1 protein-coding gene is annotated in these 17,903 nt (G+C 59.3%); it reads left to right on the forward strand.

Annotation, left to right across the window (positions count from 1 at the left end; translation table 11 throughout):
* Window positions 1–148: 148 nt before the first annotated feature.
* On the forward strand, window positions 149–17,893 hold the full coding sequence (locus WAW39_RS30345) for an autotransporter-associated beta strand repeat-containing protein (RefSeq protein ID WP_422323542.1): 17,745 nt from the start codon (window positions 149–151) through the stop codon (window positions 17,891–17,893).
* The last annotated feature ends 10 nt before the right edge of the window (window positions 17,894–17,903 follow it).

Here is a 17,903-nt window from a genome sequence, read left to right on the forward strand (position 1 = left end):
AATGTATTCCGATGGTGTATTTCAGGGCACGGACAAACTGCATTGATGCACAAGCCACGACCCCAATAGGCAGAAAAAATCATTCAGTCAGAATGAGCGGGTAATAACGGAGCTGTGCCCGGCAGCCCTTCCAACCCACCCCCCATTCATGAAAGCAATGATACCCCATGACAACCGTTTTCACGGCATTAATTTCCACTCCGGCGCTGGAGTGCAGGCACCGCGGGTCGGGCGCTCGCTTCTGGCGTTGCTGATCGGGATTTTGGTGTTGTCGCTGCTCGGGCGCGTCAACGCACAGACTCACAGCTCCATCGGCAACTGGACCTTGAACAACAATGGCAACTGGAGCCTGACCACCAACTGGGGCAACCTCGACGGCGGCACTGATTACCCAAGCGGCCAGGACGCATTTGCGAACTTCAGCACCATCAACATTTCCGCCAATCGCACAATCACGCTGGATGTGCCGGTGACACTGGGGGATTTGAGCATCGGCGACAGTTCAGGCGGGCAGAGTTACACCATTCAAAGCGGCACGCTGACATTTAATTCTTCGGGCGGGATTTCGACGATCACCAAAACCGACGGCGGTGGCAATGACACGATCTCCTCCGCCATCGTGCTCAACAATGAGCTCGACATCACGAATTTCGACATCTCCAACGGCCAGGGACTGCTCCTCACCGGCGTCATCTCCGGTGGCACCGCAGGTCAGGTGACGATCAAATTCAGTGATGTGTCCGCGCCTGGTGCGGATGGATCTTTGAACTATCTGTATCTCAACAATGGAAGCAATTCTTTTGCAGGGCAGCTGGTGGTGGATTCGGGGCTGCTGCGTTATGAGGCGAACCCGCGTGCAGCCGGTGCCCGAGGGGTGGGCAATGAGACCATCGCCATGGGCGAGGGCGGCATTGATTTGCGCGACCAGGATTTCAACTATCAGTCCGACGACACGGAAATATTCATGATCGCCGGCCGTGGGCCCAACGGTCTTGGCGCGTTGCGCAATACGGCGGGCACAGCATTCCTGTCCCACCTTGTGGTCACGGATGATGCGGTGCTGGATTCGCAGGGAACGATCGTGCTGGAGCGGCGTCTCAATACTGCGGGCACGGCAGGGATCGCGCCCATTCTGGATTTTGGCGGCAAGAATCTGACGAAGATCGGCGCCGGTGATTTCATCATTCGCGGGGTGGACGTGTTGAATGCGAACGGTGCATCACTGACGGTGAATGAAGGGGAGGTTCGCTTCGAATCCCGTGGATTGATCAGTGGGACAGGCACATCGACAGGGATCAATCTGAACGGCCTGACGGTGAACCTGGCCTACAACCGGAATCCTTATGACAACCTTGACCTGGCCAATGGCAGCCGCACGACGGGTGATCTCTTTGGCAATAACATCTTCCAGACCGCCCTCCAAGGCAATGCGGTGATTGATGCGCGTTTTTCAGTCGGTTCCTATTGGGGTGAGAGTGTCACCGGAACAGGCGCCCTGGCAGAGCAGACGAAGGAGACGCTGAGCTTTGACAGCATGATCTTCAATTTTAACAACGGGGTGTTTCAGCGTGAGGGGAACGGGGAGGTGGGACGGACGTTTGACCACATCTTCACGAACGTCACGATCAATCTCGTCGGCGGGGGCATTGGCCGAAATGCAACAGGCAATGGCAACTTGTTTGACCTCAGTGGCGGCTCCGGGAGTTACAACAGCACCACCGGCATCTTCGACCACCCGGGTGTGACGGAGTTTGACGGTGTGTTTGATAACATGACCGGAGGCAACGCCGGCACGGGGTTCACAGTCCGAGGCTCCCGTGAACTGCGTGTCACGGGCAACAGCACGAATTTTAACGGAGACGTTCTCATCAAGCAGCCGACCGGCCGCTGGATCAGCAATTCCTTTGATCGCGGCAACGGTGGTCAGGCTGGATCGGTTTATTTCAACATGTCTCTGGCGGGTGCGGGTGGCAGCCTCAACCATGCAAACTCCATCACGCTCACGCGATGGGGATCGCTGGCATTGCTGAACAACTCCGACAACGCGGTCTATGCCAGCGTGAACAACGACGATCGCCTCAATGATGCGGGCTTCACCAATCTGCGCAATGGCTACCTGCTGCTGGAAACGGATCCCACAGTCACCAATCATGAAAACTTCGGCCATGTGGTGGCGGATTTCGGCACCAGCGTGCTCTATCTGGACACCCGTGCGGGTGGCCGCTTTGACGGTTCGTTCCAAACCTTCACGCGCAACAACGGGGGGGTGCTCAAAATCTACGACACGAACCCGTCCCACACCTGGGGCATCGGAGGTGGCGATGATCGCATTGCCATCAATGACAGCACCGGCCTCGTCACTGTCGGTGCCAATGCGCCTGGCACCACCTCCCAGAACATCGTGGTCGGAGTGTTTGGCGGTGTGGTCCCCACTCTGCAGACGCCCACCATCGGCAGCTACACCCGGCCGCTGGAATCCGTGCAGGGCAGCTACATGTACAGCGGTGGCGGCACGGGACTCATGACCCTCGACGGCGGTTTTCTGCGTCCGCTCACCGCTGCGGAATATGACACCGGGCTGAATCCGACCGCTGGCACCAACTGGCTCGTCAATCGCTACATCGCTCCTGTCACCGGGGTGGAAAACTACGGCGACGTGAACAATTACTCGGGCCGCAATGTGACAACGGACACCGCCATCAACTCGCTGACGGTGAGCTTTGATGCCGTGGCATCCTCACAGGTGGTGGGGACGTCCACCAAGGATTACATCATCATTGAGCAGGGAAAAACGCTCAAGATCAACTCGGGTGTCATCAACTTCACCAGCTTCATCGAGTCCAACAATGCGAACATGGAAGGAGTGATCCGAGGAGGGTTCCTCGACATGAACGGCGGTGTGGCGTTGATCAATTCCAATGCTCTCTGGCATGACCTCGATCGTGATTCGGTGAACTGGTATGAATTCATGACGGGGAACAGCTCGTACATTCGTTCTCACATTGTGAATGTGACTGATTTTGTGAGGACGGGGCGCAACACACTGTATCTGGACACCTGGAACACCTTCACAGGCAACATCTACAGCAGCGACCAGGGAGCGCTGGATGTGCGGCATACAGGGGCATTGGGAACGGGGGGCATCGGCCGCGAAGTGCAGCTGGGCGGAAACTCGGCATTGATTCTTGAGTACGGCACCAACATCAGCGGCATCAATCTGCGTGCGACCAACACGTTTCAAGGATCTGCCACCGTATTGCGGGCTGAAGGGGCGACCCACAGCACCTGGGGCGGGGATGTGATTTTGGATGTGGCGGACGCTGCGGGCAGTTCAGAATTTCAGTCCTACACCATCACCGCCCGCAACAACGGGACGCTGTCGGTCTATGGGAACATCTACACCGACAACAACGCCAACCTGACGGACAGTGACGCCTACGCTGATCCTCCCATTGTCACCACCAATTTCGGCGAGGCCTACACTTTCAATCTGCGCGGCCAGTTCCGTGACGTTGCCACAGGTCATCTGGGAACGGACCCTGCAAACGCCGCCATCACCTCCATCTACCGCACCGGGGACTCCTCCACCCGGCTGGATGCGAATCACTCACTGCGCTTTCAGATGACGGGGCATGATGAGGGGAATGTGAATGTCTTTCAGCAATGGGATGCCACTGGGCGCATGGATCTCAACCGGGGCTACTTCCGCATTCTGTATGATCCGAACGCCGCGGGCAATGACGGCACCGGATTCCTCACCGACGGGGCGGATGCGCTCATTCAGGGCAATGATTATTGGACTCGTCTGGCGCTGGGTGCGGATGGTGCCGGAACCAACACCTACCACACGCATCTGCTGCTCACGAAGGACGGTCAGGTGCTGAACTGGTCGAACCAGATTTATGTGTACAACAACAACCGCGACGGCACGATCAGCATCGGCGGTGAAAACACCAGCGGCACGGTTTACATCGGTTCCCAGGACGGGGCGTCCAACTACACCCTCTATTTTGAAAACCAGGGAGGAGACCGTGACCTGCGTTTCCTGCAGTCACGCGGTGGCAGTACGGTGGTCAACGCGCGTCTGTTTGACAATGGCACGAGTGTGAACTCCAGCGCATCCGTCATCGGCCCAGGCACGGTGATCTTCAATGCAAACGCCGTCGGCGCCTCCACCGTGGAGCGCTGGAACTTCATGGGAGGTGAGGCAGTCTGGCAGGCGAACCCAAGCAGCGGGAGCCTGTTGGGAGACAACCGTTTTGGCGTCACCACCGCACAGGTCTTGTTTGGGGGTGGTGCGTTGACCTACATCGGAGATACAGTGGCCAATCGTACGGAGAACCTCACGGGCAACTTCCGCCTGCTCAATGGTGAATCCGGCATCAGCGTGATCGCCGGTGCGGGGCGCACCGACACGCTGAACCTGGGTGCGGCTGCGGCTGTCTTCACCAAAAACCAGGGAGCGACGCTGCGCTTCACCGAGAGCGGTTCGGGCACCGGCGTCATCACGCTGCAGGGCACGGGACTCACCAACACAGGCATCATGTCCTATGCCACTTATGGCACCACTCCTGGTGTGGTGACCGATTTCGCGAGCAACGGGGCTGCAGGTGCCATCGGTGCATTCGACGGCTATGTGACCGGAACTGCCGAAAGTGATTTCGTCAGCGGCAACACGGTGGACGTCACCAGTGACGTCAGCTTCAGCGGAGCAGCGGCCCCGGACAACCTGCGCATCAATGCGCCCGTGGATCTGACGCTGGACGGCCAGACGATGACGCTTGGCGGCGGGGCGATCCTGATCACTTCCAACAACAGCGGAGCCAGCAGCATCAGCGGCGGCTTGCTCACGAGCACCTTCGATGGCAATCTTGGCGGCGCAGGCACTGTCAGCGACCTGATGATCCATAATTTCGGCTCAGGTTTGTTCACCATCGGCGCGACCATCGCGGACAGTGGTGCAGGCAAGGTGAACCTTGTCCTGGGGGGCACGGGCACCACCATCCTCACCGCAGCCAATACGAACACCGGTGAGATCTACCTCAACAATGGTGTGCTGAGCATTTCGAGCGAAAGCAATCTGGGCGCCATCAATGGCAGCATTGTTGACCTCACCCGAGTCAGCAACGGCGGCAACGGAAGCTCCTCCAGCACGGCCGCTTATTCCGCCAACACGAATGCATCCATCGTTTTCACCACGGCAAATGCTCCTACGACCGCTGCCGTGGGCACCTTCAACTCCAGCACCACGGTGGTCACCGCCACATCCTTGACCAGCGGTGGCGCGGGATACACCACGGGAGTTTGGGCGAACTTGGATGACCCGAACAGGACGACGGAAAATTCGGCGGGAGTCTGGGCGATCCTTGACAGTGGAAACCTCCACTTTAACGGCGGGACCCTGGCGGTGACACAGGATGTCACGCTGAATGGTGCACGCACTTTGTTCCTGGGTGCCAACGGCGCCTCCCTCGATGTGGCAGCGGGCAGGACCCTGACCATCAATGGCTACATCACCAGCGAGATCAGCCAGATCAGTGCGGCAAACGGCTACACGGCCAATCAGCTTGGGGGCGCGGATGATCCTGCCAGCAATGGGAATCCCGACATTGGCGATCTGATCATCCAGGGCGGGGGCACGGTGGTGCTCACGGGTGCGCCTGACAACACCATCCGCGCCAACATGTTCAACAGCTACGGCGGTACCACCTGGATCAACAATGGCACGCTGAAGATTGCCGGTGCTGGAAGCTCCGCCTTTGGGGCGCTGGGCACCAATCGTTCGTTCATCGACGGCACGATCATTGGGGGGGACGGCACGCTGGAATTCTCCACCACATCTGATCCCTCCCTCTATGAGTGGCTCACCTTTGGTGGCACCGGCTATGAGGGCCGCGGCGCTGTACTGACCACCGGCACCGGCCGTGTGGTGAGGCTCAACGGCCAGATGCAGGTGAACAGCCCGACCCTCTTCAACCTCGCCAGCAACACCTATGGCTACATCCGTCTGGGGGAATTTGGCGGGGCGCTTTACGGCAGCGGGGACATCCTCCGCACCGGGGCCAATGAATTTGGCTTCTATCTCAATGCCCCGGACTGGACTGGGCGCTTCCTCAGCGGCAGCGGTACCAGCCGTGTCTCCGGGGTGGGGAGTCTCCAAGGCATGATGGGCATGGAGCTGGACAGGAATTCGTTCTTCTTGTACAGCGGCGGCAGCACCAGCATCGATGAATTCCGTGATCGCTTGAATGACAATCTGGTGATCACCAGCAACGGCTACACACGCATGCGCATTGAAAACGCAGCGGGCGTGTTCTCCGGTGAGGAAAAGGTTGGCGTCGTCAATGTGACCGGGGGCGTCTTTGGCATTGAATTTGCCCTGGGCGGTGACGTCATCAATGGTGGGGTGCGTCTGCAAGGTGACTATGCGGCCTGGCATTTCACCGACATCGTGCGCAATCCGGGCACCACCATCATGGTGCGCAACTTTGACCCCGGCATGGACATCTCCTCCGGAGTCACGGATCTGGCAAACCGTGCGCTTGTGCTGGTGGACAATGCACCCACACTCAGCGGCACTGGTGATGGCACCAACGGGAACACGGCGATCATCGCGGGTTTCTTCGGCGGCACCCGGCCGACGCTGCTCAACACGACCACGGGCATCGCATGGGATGAGGACCGCACTTCACGCTACCTGATGACTTCGGTCTTGAGCACCAATCCGATCACAGGTGCGCCGGTGTACTATCTGCGTCCGCTCTCGGACGCGCCGGGATCCACCGACTACAAAATCGTCAACGATGCAGGCACCGCCGCTGCATCCGCCGGGCCGCTGGATCTCACCACGGCAGGCATCAGCGCGGATCAGAACGTGCGTTTTGTCGGCATCACGGATGACGCCATCGGCAACGGCTTCACGTCCCGCGTCAACTCCATCCTCACGCTGGATTCGGTGGTGGAGGCCAATTCGGTGACTTTTGCCACCGATGCGACCGCCACCAACGTCAACGGCGCCGGCAATCAGGTGAATCTGTTCATGACTCAGGGCGGCACCTTGAGGATCAACTCCGGGGTTCTGATGTTCGCCAACATGGGCACGATGGACAGGCTGGGCAACAGTTCAAACACGGGCATCAATCTCGACATCAACAACTACATCATCGGCGGGAACCTCGACTTCAATGGCAAGGAGGCGATCATCTATGCCGGCAGCGAGTGGGCGCAGTACAACGTCTCGGGCAACACCGCCTACAACAACACGGATGGCGACAACACGACCGCGATCATCCGCACCAGCATCTACAACACGGGTGGCAACGGCTTGACGAAGACGGGCGCCTCAAGCGTGACTCTGGAAGCCGCCAACTACTACACCGGCGACACCACCGTGAACTATGGCAACCTCTATGCCCGCCATGACCAGGCGCTGGGGTTGAGCACCCGGATGAACGTCACCGGCGGCGGCAACTTCATCCTGGGCAACAATGCGCGCATCATGGGCGTGGACCTCTACATCGGACAGCTCTACGGCAACAATCTTGCCCTCTATGCGGAAGGTGATGGCGCCGAGTGGGGTGGGAACGTGATCATCGACAACGTGGACTCGACGGGCAGCGCCGGCGGCATCACTCGTAATTTTGTGCCGCGCATTGAGGCTGCCTCCTCGAACACGGTCTTCCACATCAATGGCAATCTTTATGGCGGAGACACGGTGGTGATGCCAGGCGCGCAGGCCACCTCCCGTGTGTTCACCACCTACACCGGTGCCTCCTACAGCACATTGGACTTCATGGGGCAGATCCGGGACAAATCCACCGGGGCGGTGAACCTCAGCGGCGGGGATACGCTCAATGATGCGCTGCGCATGGAAGTGGCGGCGACCACCGACACTGCCAACGTGCATCTCTACCAGCAGTATGACGCCGCGGGGCGGATCAGCATCGTGCGCGGGGTGCTGCGCTACATGGGCGACGGCAATTTCTACACCGACGCGGCTGCACTGGCGATGGACCCGAACAGCGAACTCTCGGGCTTCCAGATGGGCGGACGTTCCCTGATCGACAGCAACGTGGGCATTGGTGCTGCGGACGTTTCGTTCTTCCTGCACAATGACGGCACCACGTTCAACCTTTCCAGCTGGAATGTGGGCGTGGACACCACGGATCCTGACAACAGCCTGGGCAACAGCAACTACGGCTTTGGCAACACCACCGGCAACACCAGCCTCGGCGGTGAAAACATCAGCGGCACCATCACTTTCGGCACCGGCACCGGCAGCATCCGCTTCACTCAGGCGGATACTCTCTACAACCGCAATCTGAACCTCTATGCCGCCCGCGGCGGCACGGTGGACATGAAGGTCAACTTCCTTGACGGCGGCAGCTTCGTAAACTCTTCCATCACCAAGGTGGGAGCGGGCACGGTGCGTCTTCTCGGCTCCAGCGCCGGGGACAGCACGGTGGAGGCGCTCAAGATGCTCGGTGGTACTCTGGTGCTGACCGGCTATGATGTGAATGCGAGCCGTCGTGTCGGCAATGGTGCTGCGCTCACGCTCAGTGGCGGCTATCTCATTGTGGATGCCACGGCAGGAACGGCCCAGGAGGATTTCAGCGATCTCACGCTGAATTCTGGCGGCTCGCGCCTTGCTGTGCGAGGCAATGCCACGGTGAACATCAACTCCTCCATCACGCTGAATCCTGCTTCAGGCGTCACCATGGCATTCGTGGAAAACAGCGGCGGCGTCATCAACATCTCCGCCCCCGGACTCACCACCACGGACGGTGAACGCTTCGGCTACTGGGCGGTCTACGGCAATGTGCTCGGACAGATCACCGACTGGGCCGCACGCGAAGGCACCACAGGTGTGAAGGCCTTCAGCGCCTATGACGTCAACGCGTTTGCCAGCGGCAACAACACCGAGGTGACAACCTCGGCGAACTTTGTCGCCGCCACCGCCACCAATTCGATCAAGTTTGGTGCGGCCGCGAATTTGAATCTCGGCGGGAACACCCTGACCGTGGAAAACGGCGGCATGCTCGTGAGCTACGCAGTGGCAGGGGCGGTGAACATCTCCAACGGCACGCTCACCCGGAACGGGGCGGGTGACATTCTGCTGCACAACTACGGTGCCGACATTACCACCATCTCGGCAAACATCACGAACAACGGGGCTGGTGTGGTGAATCTTGTGACAGGCGGAGTCGGCACGACCGTGCTCAGCGGCAACAACACCTACACCGGAGACACCTACATCAATGGAGGCACGTTGCAGATTTCCAGCGAGTCGGCTCTGGGGAGCATCAGCGGCTCCATCGCCCGGCTGGTGCGTGAGAACAACGGCTCCAACAATGGTGCCAGCAAGACGAATTCGGCGCTCTTCTTCCTCGGCGGTGGCAGCGGTTCTGGAGCGGCCGGAGTATATACCACCAACAGCAGTCAGAACGTGACAACGACGACGCTCAATTCGGGGGGCAGCGGCTACACCAGCGGCGTGTACGTCAACACGCTCTCGGGCGGGACCGGCAATGCAGGGATCTGGGCCATTCTCGACAGCGGCAATCTTCACATCGATGGCGGTACGCTGGCTGTGACTGACGACATCACCCTGAATGGCGCGCGCACCATCTTCCTTGGAGCGAGTGCGGGGACCTTTGACATCACCGCCGGCAAATCGCTGACCATCAACGGCTACATCACGAGTGATGTGACCGATTTGATTCCCGGAGATGACAATCCGATCGAACTCACCCGTCCTCTCGTTGGTGGTCTGGCTGTCGAAGGTGGCGGTACCTTGGTGCTCACGGGTGCACCGGACAACACGGCGCGTGAAAACATGTACAATGGTTACAACGCCCTGACCTCGATCAACAACGGCACCATCAAAATCGCCGGTCTGGCCTCCTCGGCTTCTAATGCGCTGGGCACCTACGGCGGCTGGGCGGACAGCACTTACATCGGGCCAAATGGCACGCTGTTGATGAATGTGACCAACGCGGATGTGGGCCTCTATGAGTGGCTCACGCTGGACGGCCAGGGCTACCAGGGCGGAGGCACTTTCCAAAGCGTCACCGGCAACACCGGCACCACGCGTGCCTATTATCTGCGCGGTCAGATCAATGTGCTCAGTGATGCGGTCTTCAACCTTCGCAACGGCAGCAACATCTACCTCAACAACGGTGGCGGCGAAACCTACGGCTCCGCCAACATCATCAAAATCGGCCAGGGTGAATTCCGCTTCTATTCGAACGAATCGAATTTCACCGGCAGCTACATCAACGCCTCCGGGACCGTCCGCGTGTATGACGCCGGGCGCATCATGAGCATGGCAAGCATGACCCTGGAGCGAAACAGCTTCCTTGGCTTGAACAATGACAACACCAGCTCGGATGAAACCCGCAGCCGTCTCGGAGACGATATGCCCATCTACACCAACGGCTACATCCGCATGCGTTTTGAAGGGCCTGCGGGCGTCTTTTCCGGCATTGAAAAGCTGGGCACGGCCAATGTGATGGCCGGACAGCTGGGCATCGAGTTCGACATGGGTGCGACGCTCGCTGGCGGTGCACCGGTGCTGAAAGGTGAGTATCTCGGCTTCCACTACACGGAGATCGTGCGAAATCCCGGCACCAGCGTGCAATTGCGTCTGCTTGACCCCGGCACCTCCTTTGCCGACAAGAATTTCAACGCCGCCGTGCCGTCCAATGCCAATGGAAACATCGCCGTGGTTCAGGTGGACGTGCTGCCCACGCTCAGCGGCACGGGGGATGGCAGCAATGGCAACGCCGCCGTCGCCGTCGGCTTCTTTGGCGGTGTGCGCCCGAACTGGTTCAATCTGGCGGGTACGGGCAGCATCTTCAATGAAGACTACATTGCCAATCGTCTGGTGACAGTGGACACCAACAGCGCGGGAGACCACTTTCTGCGTCCGCTGCTTGATTCAGAATACAAGGTCGTGGGAAATCCGGACACCGCGCAGACGACCTCCATCAAGCTGGAGGACCAGGGCATCAGCGCTGATCAGAACCTCAAGATCGTCGGTGTGACCAGTGACAGCCTCGGGGTCAATGAATTTACCAGTCGCCAAAACTCCCTCCTCACGCTGGGCTCGGTGGCTGCGGATTGTGCGCTGCCCAGTGGCATCAACATGATCGTCAACTCCCTGACTTTTGCTTCTGAATCCTTCGGCAGCGGAATCAATGGCAACGGCAACTGGACTTCCTTGATCATCGCAGACGGCGGAACGCTCAGGATCAACTCCGGCATGATTCAGATGTACAACACCGGCGCGCAGAATATGCACGGTGCCGCCTACAACGCGAACAACAACATGGACATCCGCAGTTCCCTCAACGGTGGTTCCACGGACTTCAACGGCATGGAGGCTCAGTTCAACATCGGCAGCATCTGGGCGCACTACAACACCACGGACGCCATCAACGCCTACAGGGCGACAGACTTCGACAACAACTACTTCTACATGAACTCCAGCATCGTGAACGCCACCGGCCTGGTAAAATCCGGCGGTGCTTCGCTGTTCCTGAACGGACCCAATTACTACACGGGACTCACCACCGTGAGTTATGGCGCTATCTACGCCCGGCACGACAAATCTCTCGGCAGCAGCTCGCAGGTAAACGTGACAGGCTACGGTACCTTTGTGCTAGGACTTGGCTCGCGCATCACCGGGGTGGACCTCTACGTCGGCGCGCTCGCCGGCATCAACACCGCCCTCCAGATTGAAAACAATTCCGTCTGGGCCGGCAATGTCATCATTGACAATGTGGACTCCGGTGGTGCCACCGCCTACGCACGCAGCTTCCTCCCGCGTATTTTCAGCAACACCACAGGCCTTGCCAGCATCGACGGAAACATCTACGGCGGTTCCACCGCCATTGGCTCCGGCGCCCGCACTGACTCCCGCATCTTCAGCACCTACACCGGCGCCTGGGGCCTGCTTTATCTTAATGGCGTGGTGCAGGACAATGCGGCAGGTGCGCTCACCGGCCCGATCGACATCTTCAACCAGTCCCAGGTTCTGCGCATGGAAGTCACCGCCAACAACGATGAATCAGCGGTGCAGATCGGCCAGCAGTACAACGCCGCAGGCCGCATCAACATTAATCGTGGTTCTCTTTATTTTTCCGGCAACGGCAATTTCTACACCGCTGCTGCCGCCTCCACAGTGAACTCCGCTCCCTTGAATCCGATGATCGGCCTGCAGATGGGCGGCAGATCGCTCACGTCTGACAGCGGCCGAGGCGCGGCAAACCTGGCCTTCTTTCTGCTCAATGCGGGTGCGAATTTCAACCTGATGTCCTGGCAGGTCGGTGTGGACACCAGTGATCCCGACAACCTTGCCGGCAACTACGTTTACGGTGAAGGCAACACCACCGGCAACACCACCCTCGGCGGCGTCAACTCCACCGGCACGGTGACCTTCGGCACCGGAGACGGCAGCATCCTCTTCACCCAGGCGACCACGGCTTACACCCGTGACCTCGGCTTGTTTGCCGCCACGGGTGGCACAGTGAACCTCAATGTGAATCTGGTGGACGGTGGCAGCCTTGTGAGTTCCTCCATCACCAAGCTCGGCGGCGGTCAGGTCAATCTGCTCGGCTCCAGTGCAGGAGACAGCACGGTGGAAGGCGTGAATGTCATGGGCGGAATTCTCGCCCTGGCCGGTTATGACACGAACTTGAACCGTCGTGTGGGCAATGGTGCCTACCTCACCCTCGCGGGCGGCACCCTCGCCATGGATGGCAGCACCGCCTCGTTCACGGAAAACTTTGGCAGCCTCAAGCTCAACCAGGGCGGCAACGCGATCGCCGTCATCGGCAATGGCGTCAGCAATTTTGGCACCCTCAGCATCGCGGGCACGTCCATCACCCGTGCAGCGGCCGGCACCATCCACTTCCAGTCCATCGCTGGTGGCATCATTAATTTCTCCAATGCGGCCATGAAGAGCAAAACGCGTATCGGCTCCTACGCGACCTATGGCGCCAATGCATCCAACACCGCCTTCGCCACCGACTGGGCGGCGACGGATGCCGCGGGCAACGTCATCGCCTACACCGGCTACTCGGCCGACAGCTTCGGCACCGGTTTGCAGACGGACGTCCAGAGCGCCGGGCTCACCGCTGCTGCCACGAATTCGATCCGCTTCAACACGGCGGCGGGCACGATCACCAGCGGCACGCTCGTTCTGAATGAAGGCGGCCTGCTCATCACCAGCAACTACACCACGGGCACCCCCATCGCCGCAGGCGTGGGACTGACCACCGTCGGCAGCGGGATCGACTTGCTGATCCACAACTACGCCACCGGCGTGGTCAACTTTGACGGCAGCATCACGGGCGCGCAGAACGTCGTGTTCACCGGCACCGGCGAGCTGGCCTTCACTTCACCGAGCAGCGTCAGCAGCTCTGTGGTCAGCAGCACCACGGTGAACAATTCCTACACCGTCACCGTGGGCAGCACGGCCGGACTGACGGCGGGAATGGATGTGAGCGGGGTGAACATAGCCGCAGGCACCAAGATTCTGAGCATCACCAATGGAACGACTCTTGTGCTCACCAAACTGGTGACCGGAGCCGGCACCAACGATCTGACCTATTCCTCCACATCCTACACCCCAGCAAACACCTACACCGGAGCCACCCACATCACCGGATCGGCTGTTGTTTCGATCAACAATGTCGGGGCGTTTGGTTCCACCTCCGGCTTCCTGCTCAACGGCGGCACGCTGAACTACTCGGAGACCGGCGCCACCAGCGCGGCGCTCACGCAGAACATCACGCTCGGCGGCAACAACGGCATCATCAGCGTCTCGGATGCAGGCAGCACGCTGGTCATCCGTGGGGCGGCGAATCAGATCTCCTCGGAGGTCAACAACATCATCGCCGCCTACGGCACGAACAATCCCAACGCCGGCGGCTTGCAGATCGTGGGCTCAGGCACCGTTCAGTTCGGCGACCGCAGTGGATTCTTCAACAGCACCACGGAAGATTTGCTGGGGTTGGTGAATAATTACACCGGCCTGACGATTCTCGGAGACGGGGTCAACGCCCTGCGCGTGGACATCCAGGGCAAGGGCAACAGCAATGCCCAGTATGTTCCATTCGGCACCACCCAGTCCTGGGCGGATGGCACCATCATCAAGAACAACGTGACGGTTGAGTTCTCCATGGTTCGCGATGCTTCGCGCACCGGGCAGCTGCGCTTCCGCGAGTGGTTCCAGATCGGGGAGCAGGCGGGTGATCAGATTCTGTTCGACGGCAGCACCCAGCGTCAGCCCACGTTTGACGGCATTCTCAACATCATCGGTGATCTGACCTTCCAGACCCAGGGCAACCGCTATGGCGATGCCGGCAGCACCGGCAACTCCGAATTTCTCATCAATCCCAATGAGGGCGGCATCATGGGCACCGGCAACATCATCAAGCTGGGCGACGGCAACCTCCGCTTCTACACGCCGCTGCATGAATGGACGGGGGATCTCGACATCCAGGATGGCTTTCTCGGCCTGCAGATGAACTCCGGCGCGATGTTCAACCCGACCGGAAAGATTTACTTTGGTGATCCGACAGGGGTCCAGACTTCCTCGATTCAGATGCGCATCGAAAACCGCTTCTACGGCAACAACACCATTGGCATCGATGCACCTAACATGGACCTGACCGTCAACCGTGACATCATTGTGCGGGATAACATCAAGCAGCTGGTCAGCATTGCTGCAGGCTATCTGCCCACCGGTGGCATGATTCATTTCACCAATGAAATCAACGTGGGCAGCGGTTCATCAAGCTATGTCCGCTTCTATTATGAGGACACCAGCAACCTGGATGCCAGCCTCACAGGCCATGTGCAGCAGACGGTCTTTGACATAACAGGGAATATCATCGGATCCAATGCCCTCTACCTTGATGGTAACAATGCTGGAGCCCTGGCCAACAACGCGACTTTCACGGTCTGGATGCGCGGAGACAATTCTGGTTACAGCGGCATCATCACCATCGGCAATGACAACGGCATCACGTTCAATCCGGGGCGTAATGCCGCTCTGCGTGTCGGCGACCAGGCCGGACTGAGCGAAGTGACGATATTTGGAACCGGCGGCTCGATCGGTTTCCGCAACTACGGCACCTTGCAGCTGGCTGGAAACAGCATGACTTTCACCAAAAATTTCCTGTTCACTGGCGGGACTGGTCTGTCGACTACGGCGGGCATCGAAAACGCCTCCGACACTGCCGCGACGATCACTTTTGACTCGGGCACACAGACGGGGCCGTCTTTTCAGGACATCGGAGTCGGCTTGCGTGATGGCAAGGCTGCCGGGATCTTCGGTACTGGCAATGCGGCGCTTACGGTGGTGAAAATCGGTGCGGGAGACACCGTTTTTGGAGCGTCCACCGGGGGCGGCTCTGTTGCGGACTCTTTCAGCAACTACACCGGCAACACGCTGGTGCAGGAGGGCACCTTGTATGCCGGATCAAACAACTCCTTCTCGCCGAATTCTCGTTTCATCGTCAGCAGCGGTGCGACTCTCAGTCCTTACTGGGCTGGCAGTGGCTTTGAAGTTACCATCGGTTCGCTCGCAGGTGAGGCCGGCTCTGCGGTGAATATTGATCAGTCCACGCTGAGCATCGGCAACGACAACACGTTTGATGCGGACTTTGCCGGTGTCATCAGCGGCTTTGGCAGCCTCAACAAGGTCGGCGGTGGCGCGCAAACCCTCTCGGGGGTGAACACCTTCTCAGGCAATCTGGCGGTGGTTCAGGGGTCCCTCATTGGCGGCAATAACAGCGCCTTTGGGGATGTCGGCAATACCATCAGTCTGGGAGGCGTCACTTTTGTCGGCGTTCATCCGCTGGATGCCAAAGTGGAGCTGCTGCTTGCGGGCACCGCCACCGACGTGGTGAATCCCGTCAGCATGAATACATTTGATGGCAATGATGAAGGCATCGTGGTCATCGGCACGCGGGAGACCAGCGGAACCTACGGTTTCGGCACGGGCGGTACGGTGTCCCTTTATCAGGACATTTCGACCAATGTGTTCTTTGAGGCGGATGGAACCTCCATCTTCAAGTTTGGGGATGGTGTGTACAATGCAGGGAGCAATGCCGTGACGAATGTGGTCAAGATTGGAGCTGGTACGGTGGAGCTCCATGTGTCAAACAGCTACGGCATTGCCGGCATCGCCGGCATCGCAATTGACGGTGGCACCGTGATCCGTCATGGCACCATCAGCATATTCGACAACTATGCGCTATCCTCCACCGTGGTGGAGCTGGGAGACACGCGGTATGACCTGAACAGCGCCTATCTGGCAACGACGAGCTCGCTCATCACCAAGACCACCGGCAGTTTTGATCCTGTGGGCAATGGTGCCAGCGGAGCGGGCAGCGGAGCCTTCCTCAATGTCAATGCCGTGGTGGATGGGGTGACGATCACGGCTGCGGACGTGGGCAAGCGCATTCTGGTGAAGAACGAGAGCGACCACCCCGAGTACAATGGTGTCTATCAGGTCGTGAGCGTGGATGGCAGCTGCGGCCAGATGAACCTCGTGCGCGTGGCTGACTTTGATACCACGAGTGAAATGCGCTATGGCTCCAGCATCGCCATCACCGGTGGTCTGACGCAGGCGGGGCTGCAGTTCTTCCAGTCCTCTTCGGATGTGGCGAGCGTGAACACCGCCACGACAGATCCGGTGCACTGGCTGCAGGACATTGCGGACGCCAACCTGGCCCTGCTGGCCGCCAATGGTGGCATGGACATCATCAATGACATCGACATCAACGACACCAACGGCAGCGGCAGCACGACCCTTGGCGGCACCTTCACCAGCGGCACCACTTACTTCAGCGGCAATGTGACGCTGCAGCATTCCACCCTTCCGGGCGTGGACAACATCCGCGAGCTGACACTCGTTTCCTCCTCCAATGATGATGCAGGGGGCGGTGAAAAGGGTGTGGTGATCTCCGGCGTCATCTCTGAAGCTTCACCTGGGGATGTGCTGAGCGTGAACAAGCAGGGCTCCGGCACGGTGACCTTCATCAGCGACAACACCTACACCGGCAAGACCACCGTCACCGAAGGCACGCTGGCTCTGGCGGGAGACGGGGCGGTGTCTGGCACCAGCTGGATCGAGGTCAACAATGGAGCCACGTTTGACTTCTCCAACACCAATGCGGTGGACATGACTTTCGACGGGCCCGTCAGTGGGTCAGGCACCGTGGTGACAGGAGCTGGCAGTCTCATCGTCGGCACCAATGGCGGGGCCGGAGTCCTGCGGCCCGGCATGTCTTCGGCCCCATCCAGCATCGGCACTGCGGGAGACCGCATCGGCGTGCTGACCGTGGATGGCAACGTCATGCTCACGGGCAGCACCAGCGGTGTGAATCGTCTGACCCTGCAGATGGGTGCCGCCAACGGGGCTGACTATAATGACGCCGCCAACATCTCGATGCACATGGGGGCGGGGGATTTAAGCACCTATCTCAATTCGCAGGGCAGCTTCTATGACACGCAGGCCGGTGGCAATCATGACCGCCTCGTAGTCACCGGTTCCTTCACCCTGAATGCAGGAGGTCATGTCGCATTTACCAGCAGTGGCACGGATTACCAGCCGGTGATGGGGGATGTGTTCAATCTGATCGACTGGTCCAGCCTGACGAACAACGGCTTTAATTTAGGGAGTGATGGTTTCAATCATCGCGGTGGCGGTCTGCTGGGAGATCTGGAGCTGCCTGATCTAAGTCTCTCCGGGCTGTTTTACGACACGAGCCTCTTCTCCAGCTATGGCATTATCGTGGTGGTTCCCGAGCCCGGGCGGATGATGCTGCTGCTCTTCGGCCTGACCGCCCTGTTCTGCGGCCATCGCCGCCGTCGTTGATCTTAATCTT

Source organism: Prosthecobacter sp. (genome assembly GCF_049294395.1).
GTDB lineage: Bacteria > Verrucomicrobiota > Verrucomicrobiia > Verrucomicrobiales > Verrucomicrobiaceae > Prosthecobacter.

Bases quoted from the DNA above. Each gene is read 5' to 3' on its own strand.
- WAW39_RS30345 (WP_422323542.1), top strand. From the start codon at position 149: ATGAAAGCAATGATACCCCATGACAACCGTTTTCACGGCATTAATTTC.